17 protein-coding genes are annotated in these 19,450 nt (G+C 71.1%); 8 read left to right on the top strand and 9 right to left on the bottom strand.

The genetic code is table 11. The features are described 5' to 3' along the window. The first annotated feature begins 8 nt into the window (after positions 1–8). The 5 genes from purD to purB all read left to right on the top strand — a co-directional run bounded on the left by purD (position 9) and on the right by purB (position 6,576). Positions 9–1,262, top strand: a complete 1,254-nt coding sequence (gene purD, locus ACFO6S_RS07885; RefSeq protein ID WP_378415712.1) for a phosphoribosylamine--glycine ligase — start codon at positions 9–11, stop codon at positions 1,260–1,262. Between the two features lie 375 nt (positions 1,263–1,637). Next, positions 1,638–3,215, top strand: coding sequence for a GMC oxidoreductase (locus ACFO6S_RS07880; protein ID WP_378415710.1), 1,578 nt, complete (start codon positions 1,638–1,640; stop codon positions 3,213–3,215). Between the two features lie 92 nt (positions 3,216–3,307). Continuing rightward, positions 3,308–4,477, top strand: coding sequence for a pyridoxal phosphate-dependent aminotransferase (locus tag ACFO6S_RS07875; protein WP_378415708.1), 1,170 nt, complete (start codon positions 3,308–3,310; stop codon positions 4,475–4,477). A 48-nt stretch (positions 4,478–4,525) separates the two neighbouring features. Further along, positions 4,526–5,137 carry a TetR/AcrR family transcriptional regulator gene (locus tag ACFO6S_RS07870; RefSeq protein WP_378415706.1) on the top strand — a complete coding sequence of 204 codons (612 nt, stop codon included), beginning with the start codon at positions 4,526–4,528 and terminating at the stop codon, positions 5,135–5,137. A 17-nt stretch (positions 5,138–5,154) separates the two neighbouring features. Then, positions 5,155–6,576, top strand: coding sequence for an adenylosuccinate lyase (gene purB, locus ACFO6S_RS07865; protein ID WP_378415704.1), 1,422 nt, complete (start codon positions 5,155–5,157; stop codon positions 6,574–6,576). Between the two features lie 85 nt (positions 6,577–6,661). On the opposite strand, the gene ACFO6S_RS07860 is transcribed toward purB, so the two are convergent. Beyond that, positions 6,662–7,105 carry a MarR family winged helix-turn-helix transcriptional regulator gene (locus ACFO6S_RS07860; RefSeq protein ID WP_378415702.1) on the bottom strand — a complete coding sequence of 148 codons (444 nt, stop codon included), beginning with the start codon at positions 7,103–7,105 and terminating at the stop codon, positions 6,662–6,664. A 119-nt stretch (positions 7,106–7,224) separates the two neighbouring features. On the opposite strand from ACFO6S_RS07860, the gene ACFO6S_RS07855 reads away from it, so the two are divergent. Then, a complete protein-coding gene (locus ACFO6S_RS07855) occupies positions 7,225–9,090 on the top strand; it encodes an ABC transporter ATP-binding protein (RefSeq protein WP_378415700.1) in 1,866 nt (621 codons plus the stop codon). Between the two features lie 13 nt (positions 9,091–9,103). Here ACFO6S_RS07855 and ACFO6S_RS07850 read toward each other — a convergent pair whose 3' ends face one another. Next, on the bottom strand, positions 9,104–10,576 hold the full coding sequence (locus ACFO6S_RS07850; protein WP_378415699.1) for an FAD-dependent oxidoreductase: 1,473 nt from the start codon (positions 10,574–10,576) through the stop codon (positions 9,104–9,106). 109 nt (positions 10,577–10,685) lie between these two features. Here ACFO6S_RS07850 and ACFO6S_RS07845 point away from each other — a divergent pair, with 109 nt between their 5' ends. Together ACFO6S_RS07845 and ACFO6S_RS07840 are read left to right on the top strand one after the other, a co-directional pair. After that, on the top strand, positions 10,686–11,150 hold the full coding sequence (locus ACFO6S_RS07845; protein WP_378415697.1) for an HIT family protein: 465 nt from the start codon (positions 10,686–10,688) through the stop codon (positions 11,148–11,150). Then, a complete protein-coding gene (locus tag ACFO6S_RS07840; RefSeq protein ID WP_378415695.1) occupies positions 11,147–12,157 on the top strand; it encodes a 1-aminocyclopropane-1-carboxylate deaminase/D-cysteine desulfhydrase in 1,011 nt (336 codons plus the stop codon). Before ACFO6S_RS07845 ends, ACFO6S_RS07840 begins: the two co-directional genes overlap by 4 nt. A 6-nt stretch (positions 12,158–12,163) precedes the next feature. Here the strand turns inward: ACFO6S_RS07840 and ACFO6S_RS07835 are convergent, their stop codons facing one another. The 7 genes from ACFO6S_RS07835 to ACFO6S_RS07805 form a co-directional block, all read right to left on the bottom strand. After that, positions 12,164–13,945, bottom strand: coding sequence for an AMP-dependent synthetase/ligase (locus tag ACFO6S_RS07835; RefSeq protein ID WP_378415693.1), 1,782 nt, complete (start codon positions 13,943–13,945; stop codon positions 12,164–12,166). Between the two features lie 33 nt (positions 13,946–13,978). After that, complete coding sequence (locus tag ACFO6S_RS07830) at positions 13,979–15,391, bottom strand: aldehyde dehydrogenase family protein (RefSeq protein WP_378415691.1); 1,413 nt, start codon at positions 15,389–15,391, stop codon at positions 13,979–13,981. Between the two features lie 180 nt (positions 15,392–15,571). Next, entirely contained in the window at positions 15,572–15,859 is a 288-nt protein-coding gene (locus ACFO6S_RS07825) for an Rdx family protein (RefSeq protein WP_378415689.1), read from the bottom strand. Beyond that, a complete protein-coding gene (locus ACFO6S_RS07820) occupies positions 15,856–16,602 on the bottom strand; it encodes a (2Fe-2S) ferredoxin domain-containing protein (RefSeq protein WP_378415688.1) in 747 nt (248 codons plus the stop codon). Before ACFO6S_RS07820 ends, ACFO6S_RS07825 begins: the two co-directional genes overlap by 4 nt. Further along, positions 16,599–17,411, bottom strand: a complete 813-nt coding sequence (locus ACFO6S_RS07815; RefSeq protein ID WP_378415686.1) for an ABC transporter ATP-binding protein — start codon at positions 17,409–17,411, stop codon at positions 16,599–16,601. The genes ACFO6S_RS07820 and ACFO6S_RS07815 overlap by 4 nt, the downstream gene beginning before the upstream one ends. Then, positions 17,408–18,466 (bottom strand): FecCD family ABC transporter permease, encoded by a 1,059-nt coding sequence (locus tag ACFO6S_RS07810; RefSeq protein ID WP_378415684.1) that lies wholly within the window; start codon positions 18,464–18,466, stop codon positions 17,408–17,410. Before ACFO6S_RS07810 ends, ACFO6S_RS07815 begins: the two co-directional genes overlap by 4 nt. Beyond that, entirely contained in the window at positions 18,463–19,449 is a 987-nt protein-coding gene (locus tag ACFO6S_RS07805; protein WP_378415682.1) for an ABC transporter substrate-binding protein, read from the bottom strand. The genes ACFO6S_RS07810 and ACFO6S_RS07805 overlap by 4 nt, the downstream gene beginning before the upstream one ends. Position 19,450: the final 1 nt, after the last annotated feature.

The following is a 19,450-nucleotide window of genomic DNA, read 5'->3' as shown; positions in this document are numbered from 1 at the left end:
TGAGGACCGTGCGCGTACTCGTAATCGGCTCCGGTGCCCGTGAACATGCCCTGCTCCTCGCCCTCGGTCGCGACCCGTCCGTGACGGCGCTGATCTGCGCTCCCGGTAACGCCGGGACCGCGAAGATCGCCGAGCAGCATCCCGTCGACGTCGCCTCGGGCGAGGCCGTGACGGCCCTCGCCCGCCAGGTCGACGCCGACCTGGTGGTGATCGGCCCCGAGGTGCCGCTGGTGCTCGGCGTCGCCGACGCGGTGCGGGAGGCAGGCTTCGCCTGCTTCGGCCCGTCCGCCGACGCGGCCCGGATCGAGGGCTCCAAGGCCTTCGCCAAGGACGTGATGGCCGCAGCAGGCGTGCGCACCGCGCACAGCGAAATCGTGGACAACCCCGCGCACCTCGACGAGGCGCTGGACCGCTTCGGCCCCAACTGGGTGGTCAAGGACGACGGACTGGCCGCGGGCAAGGGCGTCGTGGTGACCACCGATCGCGGCGCGGCCCGCGCGCACGCGGCGGACCTGCTCGAGAGCGGCCACCCGGTGCTGCTGGAGTCGTTCCTGGACGGCCCGGAGGTGTCGCTGTTCTGCCTCGTCGACGGCGAGACCGTGGTGCCCTTGCTGCCCGCGCAGGACCACAAGCGCGTCGGCGACGGCGACACCGGACCGAACACCGGCGGCATGGGCGCCTACACGCCGCTGCCCTGGCTGCCCGAGGGCGCCGTGCAGCAGATCGTCGACGAGGTGGTCACCCCGGTCGCGGTCGAGATGGCTCGCCGCGGCTGCCCGTTCAGCGGCCTGCTCTACGCCGGACTGGCCATGGGCGCGCAGGGCCCCGCCGTGGTCGAGTTCAACTGCCGTTTCGGTGATCCCGAGACCCAGGCGGTGCTGGCGCTGCTGGAGTCGCCGGTGGGCACCCTGCTCAACGCCACCGCGACCGGCACCCTCGCCGAGGTCGGCCCGTTGCAGTGGGCCGACGGCGCCGCGGTCACCGTGGTGCTCGCCGCCGAGAACTACCCCGGAACCCCGCGCACCGGGGACAAGATCACCGGCGCCGACGCGGCAGGCGTGCTGCACGCAGGCACCGCCCACGACGAGGACGGCGCGGTGGTGTCGTCCGGCGGCCGGGTGCTCAGCGTGGTCGGCACCGGCGCGGACCTGTCCGCGGCCCGCGCCGACGCGTACGCCCGGCTGGCCGACGTCAAGCTGCCGGGCGGTCACTTCCGCACCGACATCGGGCTCGGCGCGGTCGAGGGCCGCATCAGCATCTGACGGGAGTCTCACGCCCTCTGACGCCCCCTCCGGCAACTGCCGGAGGGGGCGTCGTCATGTTGGGGGGCGATCTCTCCGTCCGGGGTGTTCTCGTGTCGGCGCGGCGGCGCGTCCCGGCGCAGTCCGCTGCGCCCGTTTGCAATTGGGTCGCCAGACATTACTGGCGTGCGTGACTTACCGGACAAAATTCGACGGATTCAATTCAGATTAATCATTCAATGGAATTACTCACCGGTATTTGGCCGCAGCGCCGGGTCACAGCGGTATAACGAGCGCGTCAGCACGGCTGTGAACAGAGAGGTTCCGTTGAACGAATACCGGCAGTCACGAGTCAAGTCAGCGTCGATCAATCCCCCGCTCTCCCGTCGAAGGTTCATGGCGGCAACCGGCTTGGCCGCCGGCGCCGTCGCCCTGTCGTCGGCCGGGGTTGCCGCGGCGGCATCGCCGCGGCGCGCCATCAACACCGGCGACCGGGTACCCGCCCTCATCATCGGCAGTGGCTACGGCGGCGCCGTGACCGCACTGCGACTGGCGCAGGCGGGCATCGACGCCCACATCGTCGAGATGGGCAGGGACTGGGGCACGGCCGCCTCCGGGGTCTTCGCCAACACCACCGCGCCAGACAAGCGCGCGTTCTGGCTGAGGAACCGCTCGGCGCAGCCGGTCTCGCACTTCTCCGGTGGCTCGATCGACAGGGACATCGAGAAGTACGTCGGAATCCTCGACTGCGAGAACATGGGCGGGGTCAACGTCTACCAGGGTCGCGGCGTCGGCGGCGGTTCCCTGGTCAACGGCGGAATGGCCGTCACGCCCCGCCGCGGCTATTTCGAGGAGCTCCTGCCCTCGGTCGACTCCACCGAGATGTACAACGTCTTCTTCCCCAAGGCGAACGCCGCGCTGGGCGTCAACAACATCGACACCGCCTGGTTCGAGTCGACGGAGTGGTACAAGTTCGCGCGCACTGGCCGCAAGACCGCGCAGCGGTCGGGATTCAAGACGGTGTTCGTGCCCAACGTGTACGACATGAACTACATGAAGCAGGAGGCGGCCGGCTCGGTGCCCAAGTCCGCGCTGGCGGGTGAGGTCATCTTCGGCAACCATGCGGGCAAGAAGTCGCTGCCCAAGACGTACCTCGCGGAGGCCGCGTCGACCGGCAAGCTCACCATCACGACGCTGCACCGCGTCACCAAGGTCGTGCCCAGCGGGGCCGGCTACTCGGTGGAGATGGAGCAGATCAACGAGCAGGGCGACGTCATCGCGACCAAGACGGTCACCGCGGACAAGGTGTTCTTCGCCGCGGGCAGCGTCGGCACCAGCAAGCTGTTGGTGGCGATGAAGGCGCAGGGCCACCTGCCGAACCTGTCCGGCGAGGTCGGCCAGGGCTGGGGCAACAACGGCAACGTCATGGTCGGCCGTGCCAACCACATGTGGGACGCCACCGGCAACAAGCAGTCGTCGATCCCCACGATGGGAATCGACAACTGGGACGACGCCGGGGGACCGGCGTTCGCGGAGATCGCGCCGTTCCCGACCGGCGCGGACATGTACGTCAGCCTGTACCTGGCGATCACCAAGAACCCGGAACGCGCGCAGTTCCAGTACAACTCGTCGACCGGTAAGGTCGGCCTGTCCTGGCAGACCTCGCAGAACCAGCCCGCCATCAACATGGCCAAGCGGATCTTCGACAAGATCAACTCCAAAGAGGGCACGATCTACCGCACCGATCTGTTCGGCGTCTACAAGACCTGGGGCGACAACCTCACGTACCACCCCCTCGGCGGCGCCATCCTGAACAAGGCCACCGATAACCACGGCCGGCTGCACGGGCATCCGGGCCTGTACGTGATGGACGGTTCGCTGGTGCCGGGCAACCTGGGCGTCAACCCGTTCGTCACCATCACCGCGCTGGCCGAACGCAACATCGCGAACATCGTCGCGAACGACCTGCACTAGGGCTCGACGATCGACCGAACGGGAGTTCACGGCGCGGCGTCGGCGCCGACACCGTGAACTCCCGTTCGACGCCGGGTCGCTAACCTGGATCTGTGCGCACAGAGTCCCAGCGGTCCCAGGTCCCCACCTTCCACGTGATGGACGTGTGGAAGGCCGCCGCGGACCGGTCCCGCACCCACGGCGACGTGCTGACGCTGGCGGCCGGGCAGCCGTCCACCCCGGCGCCGGAGCCGGTGCTGCGGGCCGCCCGCGAGGTGATCGACGGGCACCTGCTCGGCTACACCGAGACCCTGGGCATTCCCGAGCTGCGGGAGGCCATCGCCGGCTACCACTCGGCGCGTTCGTCCATCGCCGTCGACGCCGATGACGTGGTGGTCACCACCGGATCGTCCGGCGCGTTCACCCTGCTGTTCCTGGCGGCCTTCGACGCAGGCGACACCGTGGTGGTGGCCCGGCCCGGTTACCCGGCCTACCGCAACACCCTGGCCGCGCTCGGTTGCAACGTGGTCGAACTGGACTGCGGTCCGCAGACCCGGTACCAGCCGACGGTGGCGATGCTCGAGGGGCTCGACGCCCCGCCCGCCGGACTGATCGTGGCGAGCCCCGCCAATCCCACCGGAACCGTCATCGACCCGGCGGAGCTGGCCGCCCTGGCCCGCTGGTGCGAGGCGCACGGCACGCTGCTGGTCTCCGACGAGATCTACCACGGCATCGAGTTCGGTTCCGGGGAGACGGCGACGTCCAGCGCATGGGAGACCTCGCGCCAGTCCGTGGTGGTGGGGTCGGTGTCCAAGTACTTCTCGATGACCGGCTGGCGGCTGGGCTGGATGCTGGTGCCCACCGGGCTCCGGCGCGCGCTGCAGCGACTGGCGTCGAACATGACCGTCTGTCCGCCCGCGATCTCGCAGTACGCGGCGGTGGCGGCGTTCACGGACGAGTCCCGGGCCGAGCTCGACGGGCACGTGCGTCGGTACGCGGTGAACCGGGACGTGTTGCTGGCGGGTCTGCCGCGCCTGGGCATCACCGACCTGGCACCCGCCGACGGTGCGTTCTACGTGTACGCGGACATCGGTCACCTCACCGACAACTCCACGGCCTGGTGCGCGGACCTGCTCCGGGAGACCGGGGTCGCGGTGGCGCCCGGCATCGACTTCGACACCGTCCGCGGCGACCGCACCATGCGGCTCTCGTTCGCCGGGGCGACCGTGGACATAGAGGAAGCACTGGCGAGGATGAACGGAAGTGCACTGATCCATGCGTAGTTCGGCGTTTCGTGCTGTGAATCTCGGCGCCGCTGACAGGATGGCACGGTGACTGCAGCGGTGACACCCAAGGGCGAGCGGCGCCGTGGCGCGCTCGTCGATGCCGCGGCGGACCTGTTGCTCGAGGGCGGTCTCGATGCCGTGCGGCACCGCGCCGTGGCGGCGCGCGCGGAGCTGCCGCTCGCGTCGACGACCTACTACTTCGAGTCCCTCGACGACCTGGTCGCCGCGGCGGTGGAGACCTGCGGGAACCGCGAGCTGGACCTGATGCGGTCGCGGCTGGTCGAGGTGACCCAGCGGAACCGGGGCGTCACCGCCACCGTCGAGGTGCTTGTGGACATGCTGATCGGGGTGTTCGAGTCCGAGGACGGCACTCGTGAACTGCTGGTGAGCCGGTGCGAGCGGTTCGTCACCTTCGCGCGGCACCCGGAGCTGCGCGAGACCCAGCTCCGGCTCCGCGCGCAGCTCGAGGACCTGATCATCGAGGCGCTTCGACGGTCCGGTCGCGAGATCGACCAGATCAACCTGCGGCAGCTGGTGTGCGTGGTCGACGGCGCGGCCGTCGGGGCCCTGAGCGCGGCGGATGCGAATCCGATGGCCTTCGCCAGGGACATGCTGGTGCAGGTCATCGACGTGCTGGCACCGATGGCGGCACGGTAGCCGTAAACTGGCGACCCGTGACCCGCATCCCCAATGTCCTCGCCACCAGATACGCCAGCCCCGACCTGACCGCGCTGTGGTCGCCGGAGCACAAGATCGTGCTCGAGCGCCAGCTGTGGCTGGCGGTGCTGCGGGCTCAGGCGGAGCTCGGCATCGACGTCCCGGCCGAGGCCCTCGACGACTACGAGCGGGTGCTCGAGCAGGTCGAGCTGGACTCGATCGCCGAGCGCGAGCGGGTGACCCGCCACGACGTCAAGGCCCGCATCGAGGAGTTCAACGCCCTCGCCGGCCACGAGCACGTGCACAAGGGGCTGACCAGCCGCGACCTCACCGAGAACGTCGAGCAGCTGCAGGTCCTGCGGTCGCTCGAGTACATCCACGCGCACGGCGTCGCGGTGGTCGCACGGCTGGCGGAGAAGGCAGCCGAGTACTCATCGCTGGTGATGGCCGGCCGCAGCCACAACGTCGCTGCGCAGGCCACCACCCTGGGCAAGCGCTTCGCGTCCGCCGCCGACGAGATGCTCGTCGCGCTGACCCGGCTCCGCGAGCTGATCGACCGCTACCCGCTGCGCGGCATCAAGGGCCCGATGGGCACCGCCCAGGACATGCTCGACCTGCTCGACGGCGACACCGAGAAGCTCGAGTTCCTGGAGGCGAAGGTCGCCGAGCACCTCGGCTTCGCACACGTCTTCACCAGCGTCGGCCAGGTCTACCCCCGCTCGCTCGACCACGACGTGCTTTCCGCGCTGGTCCAGCTCGGCGCAGGCCCGTCGTCCTTCGCGCACACCATCCGGCTGATGGCCGGCCACGAGCTGGTCACCGAGGGCTTCCAGCCCGGCCAGGTGGGCAGCTCGGCGATGCCGCACAAGATGAACACCCGCTCGTGCGAGCGGGTCAACGGCCTGCAGGTGATCCTGCGCGGGTACGCCTCGATGGCCGCCGAGCTCGCAGGCGCCCAGTGGAACGAGGGCGACGTGTTCTGCTCGGTGGTGCGCCGCGTCGCGCTGCCGGACGCCTTCTTCGCGATCGACGGACAGATCGAGACCTTCCTGACCGTGCTCGACGAGTTCGGCGCCTACCCGGCGGTCATCGAGAAGGAGCTCACCCGCTACCTGCCGTTCCTGGCGACCACCCGCATGCTGATGGCGGCCGTGCGTGCGGGCACCGGACGCGAGACCGCGCACGAGGTCATCAAGGAGCACGCGGTCGCCGTGGCACTGGCGATGCGCGAGGACGGCCGTGAGCCGGACCTGCTCGACCGCCTCGCCGCCGACGAGCGGTTCCCGCTGGACCGCGCCGGGCTCGACGCCGCGCTGGCCGACAAGTCCGCGTTCATCGGCGCCGCCGAGGCGCAGGTGGCGTCGGTGGTCCGCCGGGTCGGGCTGCTCGTCGAGCAGTACCCCGACGCGGCCGGCTACGCGCCCTCGCCGATCCTCTAGGCGTCACGTACCCCGTTGGACGGGGGTCGACGGCTCGCTTTCGCACGCGAAACGAGCCGCCGACCCCCGTTCGGCGTTAGTCGGGTCAGTGCAGTTTGTCGAGGATGCGGCGCAGTTCGGCGCGGTCGCGCTCGTCCAGCGCCGCGAAGTAGTCCTCGGCGTCCGCGTCCCGGGCGGTGTCGAGTTCGGCGACGACGCGACGGCCCTCGGCGGTCAGCCGCACGCAGACCGCCCTCCGGTCGCCTGCGTCGGGCACCCGCTCGGCGAGGCCGCGCTCCTCGAGCCGGTCGACCACCTCGGTGGCCGACCGCGGCGCGATGCGCAGGGCCTTCGCGACATCGCCCAGTCGTGGCACCTCCGGTCGGTCGCCCGGGCAGGAGTCCGCGGGGCCGCGGTCGATCACCCGTAGCGCGCGGTACTCGTGCGGGGAGAGCTGCCACGGCTCGAGCGCGGTGAACCAGCGTCGGCGCAGGGTGCGGGCGGCCGTGATCAACAGATCGCGGAGCGGGTCGGGGCGTCCCTCGGTCATGTGACTCAGCCTACCGGGCATTGACATACGCCTCATTGTGAGGCAACCTCAACATGTTGCCGGTGACGATCCACGCCCGGCACCCGGCTTGCCCCCGAACCTCAGAGAGGGGTGGTTGCATGACAAGCCCACAGTTCCCCGGACCCGGAGGTGGTGGCAGGGACGGCGGCGGACGCGTCCGCAAGCTCGACCCCGCCGACCGCGCCCAGCTCGACGAGTCCCCGGTGAGCCTGCGCCGGATCGGCGCGCTCTTCGCCCCCTACCGCCCGCAGATCGCCCTGGTCGTCGCGCTGATCGTCGCGTCCTCGCTGATCTCCCTGGCCAACCCGTTCCTGGTCCGCGCCACGATCGACCGGGCCATTCCCGAGCAGGACGTCGCACTGCTGGTCGCCCTGGTGGCGGGCATGCTCGCCGTGACCGTCGCCGCCTCGGTGCTCGGGGTGGTGCAGACCTGGATCTCCACCACCGTGGGCCAGCGCATCATGCACAGCCTGCGCACCCGGGTGTTCACCCACCTGCAGCGCCAGTCGCTGGGCTTCTTCACCCGCACCCGCGGCGGCGAGATCCAGTCCCGACTGACCAACGACATCGGCGGCATGCAGACCGTGGTCACCTCGACCGCGACGTCGATCGCCGCGAACGTGACCACCGTCGTCGGCACCGCGGCCGCGATGGCCGTGCTCAGCTGGCGGCTCTCGCTGCTCTCGCTGATCGTGCTGCCGCCCGCGATCTGGCTCACCCGCAAGGTCGCGCAGATGCGTCGGGAGATCACCACCGCGCGTCAGCGCACCCTCGCGGACATGCAGACCCAGATCGAGGAGTCGCTGTCGATCAGCGGCGTGCAACTCGGCAAGACCCTCGGCGCGGGCCCGATGATGTCCGAGCGGTTCGCCGACACCTCGCACCTGCTCGCGGACCTCGAGGTCCGCTCCCAGCTCTCCGGCCGCTGGCGGATGGCGACGATGAACATCGTCTTCGCGGCCATTCCGGCTCTGCTCTACCTCGCCGCCGGCCTGCCCGCGACCTCCGGCGGCATGACCATCGGCACCCTGGTCGCGTTCACCGGCCTGCAGGCGGCGCTGTTCCGGCCGCTGATGAGCCTGCTCGACGTCGGCGTCTCGGTGACCAGCTCGCTGGCGCTGTTCAGCCGCATCTTCGAGTACCTCGACCTGGTCGTCGAGATCGACGACCCCGAGCATCCGGTGCACCTGCCGCGGGAGCAGGCGGTCGGCGCGGTCCGGTTCGAGGACGTGAGCCTGCGCTACGACGGCGCCCACCGGCTCGCGCTCGACTCCGTCAGCATCGACGTGCCCGCCGGGTCGTCGCTGGCCCTGGTCGGCGAGACGGGTTCCGGCAAGACCACGCTGGCCTCGCTGGTCGCCCGGCTGCACGACCCGAGCGCCGGCCGCGTCACCGTCGACGGGGTGGACCTGCGGTCGATCCCGCTGATCGAGCTGTCCGAACTGGTCGGCGTCGTCTCCCAGGAGACCTACCTGCTGCACGCGACGATCCGGGACAACCTGCGGCACGCCCGGCCCGAGGCCACCGACGCCGACATCGAGGCGGCGGCCCGCGCCGCCCAGGTGCACGAGCTGATCGTCTCGCTGCCGCAGGGCTACGACACGATGGTCGGGGCGCGCGGCCACCGGTTCTCCGGCGGCGAGAAGCAGCGCATCGCCATCGCGCGGACGCTCCTTCGCGACCCGCGGGTGCTGGTCCTCGACGAGGCCACCAGCGCCCTCGACAACGAGACCGAACGCGCCGTGCAGGACGCGCTCGACCACGTCAGCCTCGGCCGCACCACCATCACCATCGCGCACCGGCTCTCCACCATCCGCGACGCGGATCAGATCGTGGTCCTCGACGACGGGCGCACCGCCGAGCGCGGCACCCACGAGGAGCTGCTCGCGGTCGGTGGGCGCTACGCGACGCTGCTGGCGAAGGCGGGGGCCACCGTGCCCGACGCGCTGGTCCTCGCCGGCTGAGCGCGACCGCGCGTCAGCGACCGGCGGCGGACACCCCGGCCCGGCGGCCGAAGAAGGTGCCGTCGCCGAGCGACGTGCCGCTGATGTAGCCCCACGAGTGCAGGCCCGAGGTGGCGCGGCCCGCCGCGAACAGTCCGCGGATCGGGTTGCCGTCGAGGTCGAGGACGTGCCCGTCGACGGTGGTACCCAGGCCGCCGATGGTGAAGACCTCCGCGCCGCCGCGGCCCGCCTCGCCGTACTCCGGCGGCGCGATGCCGCGCTGGACGTCGATCGCGGCGAAGGGCGACTCCAGCGGCCGCAGCCACGTCGAGGACTTGTGGAAGTACGGGTCCTCGCCCTCAGCGGCGTGCCGGTTGTACTCGCCGACGGTGGTGGTCAATGCGCCGGGCGGCATGCCGATCTGCTGTTCGAGTTCCTCGAGTGACTCCGCCACGAAATGCGGCTGTACGCCCCAGCGTTCGTCGACCGGGACTTCCTCGTAGGCCTGCTCATCGAGGATCACCCACACCTTCAGCCCATGCTTGTACAGGGCGGCCTGCCCGACCAGGCCGGGGTAGACGTCCTCGTTGATGAAGCGCTGGCCGACGCTGTTGACGATCATGCCGCGCACCATCATCCCCGGGACCAGCGAGATACCGACCTGTCCGGCGGACATGTGCTTGACGGCGGCGCCGACGGCCTGGGCCATCACGATGCCGCGGCCGTCGTCCCCGCCGTCGCTGTTGACACCGAGGCCCACCAACTGCGGGGCGTGCTGCGCGACCATCTCCGCGTTGTCGGCGAACCCGCCGGTGGTGAGCACCACGCCGCGGCGCGCCCGGTAGGTGTAGGTCTTGCCGTACTGGCGGGCGACGAGGCCGACCACCGCGCCTGCCTCCACGATCAGCCGGGTGGCGTAGGTGTCGGTGTGCACCGCGGCGTCGGTGGCCGCGACAACCTCGGACAGCTTCTGCATCAGCACCTTGCCGCCGAATCCGTCGGAGGTGACGCGGTGGCCTCGGGGCGCGGGCTTCGCAAGTTCCGCGAAGGGGTAGGAGTTCTCGCCCATCCACATCAGTCCGTCGTCGGTCGGCGGCACCCAGGTGGGTGAGTTCCACAGCGAGGGCTTGAACGGCACCCCGTGGTCGACCAGCCACTGGTAGTGCGCGACGCTCTCGCGGCTGTAGATGCCGATCTTCTCCTTGTCGCCGTCGGGTCCGAGGGCGGCCAGCAGGAACGCCTCCATGTCCTGCGCGGTGTCCTCGAAGCCGCAGGCCCGCTGGATCTCGGTGCCGCCGCCCAGGTACATCTCGCCGCCTGACAGCGCCGACGACCCGCCGCCTCCGCTCGCCTTCTCCAGGACGATGACCTCGGCGCCGGCGGCGGTCGCCTCCAGTGTGGCGGCGGCGCCGGCGCAGCCGTAGCCGACGACGAGGACGTCGGTTACGTGGTCGAAGTGGTCGACGTCGCCCGCATCGAGGGGCGCGACCGGACCGTGTGCACTCATTCGTAACTCCCATTCGCTGTCGGTGGGCACACGGTAGGGCCGTGGTGGCGTCGTCGGTAGGGGCATTGTCCGTCCACCGGGAAGGCTGGTGGGCCTATCATCAATCCCCATGAGCCACTGCATCTTCTGTGCCATCATCGCGCGCGAAGCGGAGGCGAGCCTCGTCCACGAGGACGAGCACACCGTGGCGTTCATGGACATCCGCCCATTCACTCCGGGGCACCTGCTGGTGGTTCCGAAGCGGCACGCCTCGGGGCTCGCACAGCTCGACCCCCAGGACGGCGGCCGGATCTTCGCCGTCGGGCAGAAACTGGCGGCGGCATTGCGGGACAACGGCGCCCACGGGGCGGGCTTGCCCGCAGACGGTCCGCGCGCGGACGGGGTGAACCTCTACCTCGCGGACGGCGCCGTCGCCGGCCAGGAGGTCTTCCACGTGCACCTGCACGTCGTCCCGCGCACCGCCGGCGACGGGTTCGGCCTCCGTGGCCGCCCCGTCACCGCGCGTCGACCCGACCTCGACTACCTGGCCGGTGCGCTCCGTCGCCGGCTCGGCTCGGTCCAGGCGCCCGGATGAACCAGGCGAGCGGCCCCGCGCTGCACCGGATGTTCCCCGAGCTCGAGTCGACCACCCCGTACCTTCGGCTCGGCTCCGGCCCGACGCCGATCGTGCACCTGGACGGGCTGGGCACCGGAAACCGACTGTGGTGCAAGGACGAGGGCGCCTACGGCTCGGGCGGCTGGGGCGGCAACAAGGTCCGCAAGCTGGAGTGGATCCTGCCCGACGTCCGCGCGCGCGGCTGTCGGCAGATCCTCAGCGTCGGCGGCCAGGGCACCAACTGGGGCCTGGCCACCGCCCTCTACGCGCGCGAGCAGGGCATCGACACGGCTCTGGCGCTGATCGACCAGCCGATGGACGAGCACGTCCGCGCCCAGGTGGAGCGGCTGCGGCGGGCCGGCGCGACGCTGCACTTCACCCGGACCAAGGCGCGGACCGTCGCGGCGGCGCCCTGGCTGTACGCCCGGCACCTGCGCGGCCGGCACCTGCCCTACTACCTGCCCGCGGGCGGGTCGTCGCCGCTCGGGACCCTCGGGTACGTCGAGGTCGCCCTCGAGCTCGCCGCCCAGGTCGAGGCCGGCGTGCTGCCGGAGCCGACGCACGTGGTGACGGCGGTGGGCTCCGGTGGCACCGCGGCCGGGCTGCTGTTGGGACTGCGGCTCGCGGGCCTGCGCACCCGGGTGGTCGGCGTCGTCGTGAACGACACGCTGCCGCTGGCCGAGCGGGACCTGGTCTCGCTCGCGCAGCGGGCGCACCGGCTGCTGCGAAGTCGCGGCGCCGCGGTCGAGCCGGTGGAGTTCGAGCCGGGTGCGCTGGTGGTGACGGGGGAGTGGCTCGGTCCCGGATACGGGTACCCGACGCCGGAGGGCACGGCGGCGCGGCGGATCGGCGCCGAGCACGGGCTGACCCTGGACCCCGTCTACACGGCGAAGGCGTTCGCCGCGGTGCTGGCGATGGACGCCGACCGGCGGCTGGGCGAGGGCCCCGTCGTCATGCTGGACACCTACGGCCCGCGGCCGGACTGACGGTAGTCAGCCCGCGTACAACGACTCGATCTCGCGGGCGTACTTGGCGTCGATGGGCTTGCGTCGCAGCTTCATCGTCGGGGTGAACTCGTCGCCGCCCGGCTCCCAGGTCGCCGGCAGCAGGGTGGACTTCTTGACCTGCTCGACCCGGGAGAGTTTCGCGTTGGCGGCCGCGACGGCGCGGTCGATCTCCGTGCGCACCAGGGGGTTCGACGCCAGGTCGCCGGGTGAGCCGTTTCCGATTCCGTTGCGGGTGGCGAAGGCGGCCGCGGCGTCGGGGTCCAGCGTGAGCAGGGCGACGACGTAGGGGCGGTCGTTCCCGATCACCACCGCGCCGCCGATCAGCGGGCTGGCCGCGCGGATGGTGCCCTCGATGTTCGACGGCGACATGTTCTTGCCCGAGGAGTTGACGATCAGTTCCTTCTTCCGGTCCACGATCGTGACGTAGCCGTCGGCGTCGATGGTGCCGATGTCGCCGGTGTGCAGCCAGCCGTCGGCGTCGATGGCCTCGGCGGTCTTGGCGGGGTCGCCGCGGTAGCCCTTCATGACCGTCGGCCCGGCTACCAGGAGCTCGCCGTCGTCGGCGAGCCGGAGCTTGACGCCGCGAACCGCCTTCCCGACGGTGCCGATCCGGATGGCGCCCGGGGGGTTGATCGTGGCGGCGGCACAGGTCTCGGACAAGCCCCAGACCTCGCAGCACGGGATCCCGAGGCCCAGCACGAACTCGACGACGTCCGGCGAGATCGGGGCGGCGCCCGTCACCGCCAATCGCACCTGATCGAGCCCCAACTTCTTCCGGACCGCGCGCAGGACCAAGCGGTCCGCCAGCGAATGCTGGAGCAGCAGCGTTCGGGGCGGCGTTGTGCCGTCGGAGGCAAGGCGTGCGCTCTGCCTCCCGACACCGATCGCCCACTGCCCGAGCCTCCGCTTGATCGGGCTCGACTCCTCGGCGAGCGCCAGTTCGATCGCGGCCTTGAGCTTGTACCAGACCTGCGGCACCGCGAGGAAGAACGTCGGCCGGACCTCCGGCAGCACGGTGACCGCCTGTTTGATGTCCGCCAGCGTGGTTACCTGAGCGGCGTTGGTGATGGCGAGGTAATGCGTGACGATGCGGTTGGCGATGTGTGCATCCGGCAGGTAGGAGATGACCCGGTCACCGGTCACGTCTCCGGCGAAGTCGACGGCTGCGTCCCGCTCCGCGAGCAGGTTTGCATGCGTGAGCTCCACACCTTTCGGCGGCCCGGTGGTGCCCGAGGTGTAGATGATCGTGACCAGGTCGCCGGGTTCGACAGCCCGCCATGTCGACTCGAAGTCGAACCCCGGGTCGCCGCCCGCCTCGAGTTCCCGCAGGGTCGTGGCGCCCTCGGCGTCCGCGTCCACGCAGACGATGTGCTCGACCGCGGTGCCCTCGACCGCCTTTCGCAGCACCGGCAGGAACTGCTCCTCGCAGACCATGACCTTGTTCCCGGCGTTGGTCAGCACGTAGTTCAACTGCTCCGGCGCGAGCGTGTTGTACACCGAGAACGGGGTCGCGCCCGCGTGCAGCGCCCCGGTGTCGACCAGGTGGAACTCGGGCCGGTTGGTCAGCATGATGCCGACGGTGTCACCATGGCGGACACCGAGTTTCGCCAGGCCCGCGGCGATCCGGCGGACCCGTTCGCCGTACTGGCGCCAGGTGATCACCACGCCGTCCCCGGGGGTGCGGAGGGCGACGGCGTCGCCGTGACTGGCGACGGTGTCCTGGAAGGCCTCGCACAGGGTGTTCGGGGACGCATTGCCGGTGGTCATCGTGAACCTCCTCGGGGGTTCGTGGGTGTCGACTCAGACCCGGAGCATCCGCCGCATCATCTTTGCGGCCCGGTCGGTGTACGGCGGGTAGAAGAACCGGGGATCGGGCTTGAACGCCTTGACCAGCACGCCCTTTCGGTGGCTGAGGGTCTCGAATCCCCAGTGGCCGTTGTAGGAACCCATGCCGCTGGCCCCGACGCCGCCGAAGGGCAACTGCGGTGCCAGGTAGTGCAACACCAGGTGGTTGACCACGGCGCCGCCCGAGCTGATCTCGGACAGCACCCGCCTGCGAGCGTGGGCCGACTTCGTGAAGGTGTAGGCGGCCAGGGGCTTCGGCCGTGCATTGACGAAGGCGATCGCCTCGTCCAGCGAGTCGACGCCGAGCACCGGGAGGATCGGCCCGAAGATCTCCTCCCGCATGACCGGTTCGTCGGGGCTCGGGTCGACCAGCACGGTCGGCTCGACGGTCAGCGTGGCCCGGTCGGAACCGCCACCGATCGCCACCGTCGCCTCGGTGCGGGCGAGGTACCCGGCAAGCCGGTCGAACTGGCGCTCGTTGACGACGCGCACGCCGCGCGCCGGCTCGCCCGCGCGGAACTCGTTGAGGCTGTGAACTATCCGGTCGACAAGTTCGTCACGGACGGCGTGCTCGACCAGCACGTAGTCCGCCGCGATGCAGGTCTGGCCCGAGTTCAGCACCTTCGTCCAGGCGATGCGCCGGGCGGCGACGTCGAGGTCCGCGTCCGGCATGACGATCGCCGGGCACTTGCCGCCCAGTTCGAGGGTCACCGGGGTCAGTTGCGCCGCGGCCCCGGCCATGACCTTCCGGCCGATCTCGGTGCCGCCGGTGAAGAAGGCGTGATCGAACCCCTGGGCGAGCAGCGCCTGGGTGATGCGCCCGTCGCCCTCGACCACGGCGACGGCCTCACCGTCGACGTACTCGGGGAGCAGGCGGGCCAACAGGTGCGACGTCGCCGGGGTCAATTCGGACGGCTTGAGCACCGCGCAGTTCCCGGCGGCCAGCGCCGCGACCAACGGATTCAGGGCCAGTGCGAAGGGATAGTTCCACGGCGCGATGACGAGCACCACGCCGAGCGGCTCGTACTGCACCCACCCCAGCGCGGGCATCTGGTTGAGCGGCAGACGCTGAGGCCGGGCACGCATCCACCACCGGAGGTGCCTGCGCGCATGGGCGGCCTCGATCTTGACGCTGGCGAGGTCGGCCAGCCACGACTCGAAGGCATCGCGCCCGAGATCCTCGGCGAGTGCCGCCGCGATCTCGTCCTCGCGCTCGTCGAGCATCCGCTCGATGCCGCGCAGTTGCTCGATCCGCCACGCCGCGGGTCTGGTGCGGCCGGAGTCGTACGTCGCGCGCAGCGCCCCGACGATCGCGGGGACGGCGGAATCGGTGCCGACGGTGCCGACGGTGCTCGGATAGGCAGTCATGGCTCGCCTCGATCGTGCGGTGGCACGGCTCGAGTCATCGCATGAGAGGTAATCGGGGCCGACCGGGAAGTGGCGGTGAGCCGTTCGGCGGGCGTCAGGGCCGCTGTTTCCCCTAGTCGTCAACCCTTGTCGCCTCAGCGGCCCCAGTCAAGGCCGGGCGGTGACGTCGGGGCCCGCGCGTCAGCGGGACCGGTCCGCGTGCCCGAGGTCGCGGTCCGGCACGACGGCGTCGCGCACCCGCCGCTTGAGCTCGACGATGTCGGGAAACCCGCCGTCCCGGGTCCGGTCCCACACGGTCGTCTCGCCGGCGGTGACGGTGAATACGCCGCCGGTGCCGGGCACCAGCGCGACCTCGGCGAGCTCGGTGCCGAAGGTCTGCAGCAACTCCTGTGCGGCCCAGGCGGCGCGGAGCAGCCAGTTGCACTGCGTGCAGTAGGTGACGGTGACGCGGGGCGAGTCGGAGGTCATGCCTCCAGCGTGGCAGATGCCCGACGGGCCCCGCGCCACTCGTCGACGGGACGTCCCTCGACGAGGTGCTCGTCGACAAATCGCACGACCCGGTCCGCGTGCAGTCGTGCGTACCAGGTGTTGTCGGGGTAGATCGCGACCACCGGCGCCTGCGAGCAGGGGAACAAGCAACCGGTCTGGGTGACGAGCACGTCGTCGTCGCCCAGGCCGCGCTCTTCGAGGGCCTCGTCGAGGGCCCGGGCGGTCTCCGGTCCGCCCTGTGCCGAACAGCGCGGGCCGCGGCAGACCAGTACGTGCCGCCCGAAGCCCGGCACCTCGTCCCACGCGGGGGAGGCGAGCGGCGCGGTGGTGGACCTGGCCGGCGTGGTGGCGCCCGAGACCGCGGCGTCGAGCAGGTCGACGTAGGTGTCGGTGGCGGTGAGCGGCGGCGCCAGCCGGACGTCGGGCGCGTCGGGTCCGCGCCCGCGCAACCAGTGCCCGATCACGCGCCGGAACCACGCGTCGACCTTGCGGTCGAGCACGGTCTGGGCGCTGACCACGACGATCTCGGTGGCGCCCGCGGCGGCGGCCTCGTCGAGCACCCCGGCGACGGCAGGTCCCGATCCGCCGAGCACCGCCGTCCGGAATGCGGTGTCCGGGTAGCGGTTCCGCAGGGTCGCGAGCGCCGCGGACACCTGGTCGCGCGGGTCGTCGCCGCGGTCGGTCGGGGCGGTGACGATCACCCAGCGCGCTGTCTTGCTCACGGGACGGACCTTTCGAGTGTTGCGTCGGCGGTGCCGCACAGCACCACCATCGGTCGTCCGGTCCGCGGGTGCGGTTGGACGAGTGCGTCGATCCCGTAGACGTCCGCCAGCAGGCCGGCGGTGAGCACCGACTCCGTCGGGCCCTCGGTGACCACGCGTCCACTGCGCAGCACCACCAGGTGGTCGCAGTACATCGCGGCGAGGTTCAGGTCGTGCATCGCCGCCACCGTCGTCAGGCCACGGGCGCGGATCAGGTCGAGCAGTTCGACGGACGCCGACACGTCGAGGTGATTGGTGGGCTCGTCGAGCAGCAGCACACAGGGCCGCTGCGCGAACGCCCGGGCGAGCTGGGTCTTCTGCTTCTCGCCGCCGGACAGGCTCTGCCACAACCGGTGTCGCAGATCCGGGATGCCCGCGGTCGCCAGGGCCTCGGTGACCACCTCGGCGGTGCCGACGGCGGCCGGCCTGGCCCAGCCACCGCGATGCGGGATCGCGCCGAGTTCGACGATCTGCTCCACCGTCAGGTCCAGTTCGGTGGACGAATGCTGTTCCACCAGCGCGACGGTCCGGGCGAATTCGCGCCGGTGCATCTCGGTCGCGGGGACGTCGCCGAGCAGCACCCGTCCGTTCTCGGGACGTTCGAGGCGGGCGATGGTCGAGAGCAACGACGTCTTGCCCGACCCGTTCGGACCGATCAGCCCGGTGACCCGCCCGGCCGGGGCCGTGCACGCCACCCGGTCGAGGATCCGGCTGCCCCCGGCCGACCAGGTGACGTCCTCGACTCGGATCTCCGGAGTGTGGTGGCTCATGCGCGAGCCCCCGGCCGCCGGAGCAGCCACACGAACGCGGGCACCCCGACGATGGCGGTGACGATGCTGATCGGAAGTTCCCGTCCCGGCAGGATGCTGCGTGCGGCGATGTCCGCCCACACCAGCAGCAGCGCACCCATCAGCGCCACCACCGGGAGCAGGCGCGCGTGCAGCGGCCCGACGAGGATCCGGGCGGCGTGCGGGACCACGAGGCCGACGAAGCCGATGATGCCGGCCTGCGCGACCAGTGCCGCCGTGCACAGCGAGGCCACCGCGTAGAGCACCCAGCGGGAGCGTTCGACGTTGGTGCCCAGGCTCGCGGCCGCCCGCTCGCCGAACGCGAACGAGTCCAGCACTCGGCCGTAGGCGAGGACGACCGCCATCGTCACCGCGACGACGACCAGGATGCCGACCAGACCGGACCAGCGCACGCCCGCCACCGAGCCGAGGGTCCAACTGAGCACGCGGTGGGCGGCGTCCCGGTCGCCGAGCAGCACCAGCGCCGACGTCAGGGCCGCGGCGAGCTGCCCGACGGCGATTCCGGCGAGGACGAGCCGGCCGGGCAGCAGCACCCCGGACCGGGACGTCGCGATGAGGAACACCAGCAGCAGGCTGCCGAGCGCACCGATGAACGCGGCCGTCGAGACGGCGCCGAATCCCAGCGCGCCGACCGCGCTCGCACCGGTGGTGAGCGCCAGGACCGCGCCCAACGACGCGCCTCCCGACATGCCCAGCAGGTAGGGGTCGGCCAACTGGTTGCCGGTGAGCGACTGCAGCACCGCGCCGCACAGGGCGAGCCCCGCGCCGATCGCCGCGGCCGCCAGCACCCGCGGCAACCGCAGGTCCACGACGATGTGGGTGGTCAGCAGGTCGGTGCCCGGGCCGATGCCGAGGCGTCCGGCGATCGACTCGACGACCGTGCCGAGCGACAGGTCGGCAGCGCCGATCGCGACCCCGGCCGCACAGCTCACCGCGAGCAGCGCGACCAGGATCGCCGACCATGCGGCGCCGGTCGTGGTGGCCGCCCGGACCGGTACCCGGGTGGACGCGGTCACGCCCCGCCGCCGCCCAGCTGCTCGGCGACGAGCGTCGCGCCCTCGATGGTCCGCGGACCCGGCGTGGTCGTCGAGAACGGGAGGACGACGAACGCGTCCTCGCGCACGGCCTTCAGATCCTTCAGGGCCGGGTCGCTCCGCAGGTAGTTCTTCTTCTCCTCGGCCGTGTCCCACGACGCGTCGGCGAGGACGATGACGTCGGGGTTCGCGGCCAGCACCGTCTCCCAGCTGCCGTCGGCCCAGGATCCGTCCGTGCCGGCGAATACGTTGGTGCCGCCGACGGCGTCGATGATCAGCTGCGGTCCACCGGCGTTGCCGCCGACGTACGGGGTGTCGGTGTTGCTGTCGTACCAGAAAATGCTCTTGCCCTTCGCGGGCGCCGCCGCCTCGATGCCGGTCAGCGTCTCGCGCATCCGGGCGACCACCGCGTCGGCCTCGCCCGCGTGGCCGAACATGAGCCCGTAGTCGGTGATCTCGGTCGCGATCGAGTCCCAGGCGACCGCGGGTCGCGCCGACTTGTCCTTGCAACCGAAGGGGGAGACGTAGGTGGCGACGCCGAGCTCGTCGAACGACTCGTGCGAGCCGACGGCCTTGTCGTCGAACGCGCTCGAGTACGACGCCGTCACCAGGTCGGGCTTGACCGCGAGCAGCGCCTCCCGGCTGGGGAAGTCCTTCTCGTCCAGCGCCGGGACGGCGGCGTACGCGGCCTGCCACTGGGGGGCGATCGTGTCGTCGAGGTAGGCCGTGCCGGCCATCGCGTCCTGCGCGCCGATCGACAGGGCGGTCTCGGTGGCGCCCTGGTTGAGGGTGACGCCGCGTTGGGCGGGGCCGTCGAGGGTGACGGTGCGTCCGCAGTTCTGCAGGGAGATCGCGGCGGTGTCGGCGTCGGAGTTGGACGGTCCGCCGCACGCGGACAGGGTGAGCGCGGCAGCGATCGATGCCGCGGCGGTGGCGATGACTCGGTGTGTAACAGGGGTGCGCAAA

The organism is Rhodococcus kronopolitis (assembly GCF_042654025.1).
In the GTDB taxonomy this organism is placed as follows: Bacteria; Actinomycetota; Actinomycetes; order Mycobacteriales; family Mycobacteriaceae; genus Rhodococcus_G; species Rhodococcus_G kronopolitis.
Note: the sequence above shows the minus strand (reverse complement) of the source record. Positions and strands in the feature narration are given on the sequence as shown.

Excerpts from the sequence above, each read along its gene's own strand:
- ACFO6S_RS07880 (WP_378415710.1), top strand. The coding sequence starts at position 1,638 with ATGGCGGCAACCGGCTTGGCCGCCGGCGCCGTCGCCCTGTCGTCGGCC.
- ACFO6S_RS07860 (WP_378415702.1), bottom strand. The coding sequence starts at position 7,105 with ATGACCGAGGGACGCCCCGACCCGCTCCGCGATCTGTTGATCACGGCC.
- ACFO6S_RS07855 (WP_378415700.1), top strand. The coding sequence starts at position 7,225 with ATGACAAGCCCACAGTTCCCCGGACCCGGAGGTGGTGGCAGGGACGGC.
- ACFO6S_RS07850 (WP_378415699.1), bottom strand. The coding sequence starts at position 10,576 with ATGAGTGCACACGGTCCGGTCGCGCCCCTCGATGCGGGCGACGTCGAC.
- ACFO6S_RS07845 (WP_378415697.1), top strand. The coding sequence starts at position 10,686 with ATGAGCCACTGCATCTTCTGTGCCATCATCGCGCGCGAAGCGGAGGCG.
- ACFO6S_RS07840 (WP_378415695.1), top strand. The coding sequence starts at position 11,147 with ATGAACCAGGCGAGCGGCCCCGCGCTGCACCGGATGTTCCCCGAGCTC.
- ACFO6S_RS07835 (WP_378415693.1), bottom strand. The coding sequence starts at position 13,945 with ATGACCACCGGCAATGCGTCCCCGAACACCCTGTGCGAGGCCTTCCAG.
- ACFO6S_RS07830 (WP_378415691.1), bottom strand. The coding sequence starts at position 15,391 with ATGACTGCCTATCCGAGCACCGTCGGCACCGTCGGCACCGATTCCGCC.
- ACFO6S_RS07825 (WP_378415689.1), bottom strand. The coding sequence starts at position 15,859 with ATGACCTCCGACTCGCCCCGCGTCACCGTCACCTACTGCACGCAGTGC.
- ACFO6S_RS07815 (WP_378415686.1), bottom strand. The coding sequence starts at position 17,411 with ATGAGCCACCACACTCCGGAGATCCGAGTCGAGGACGTCACCTGGTCG.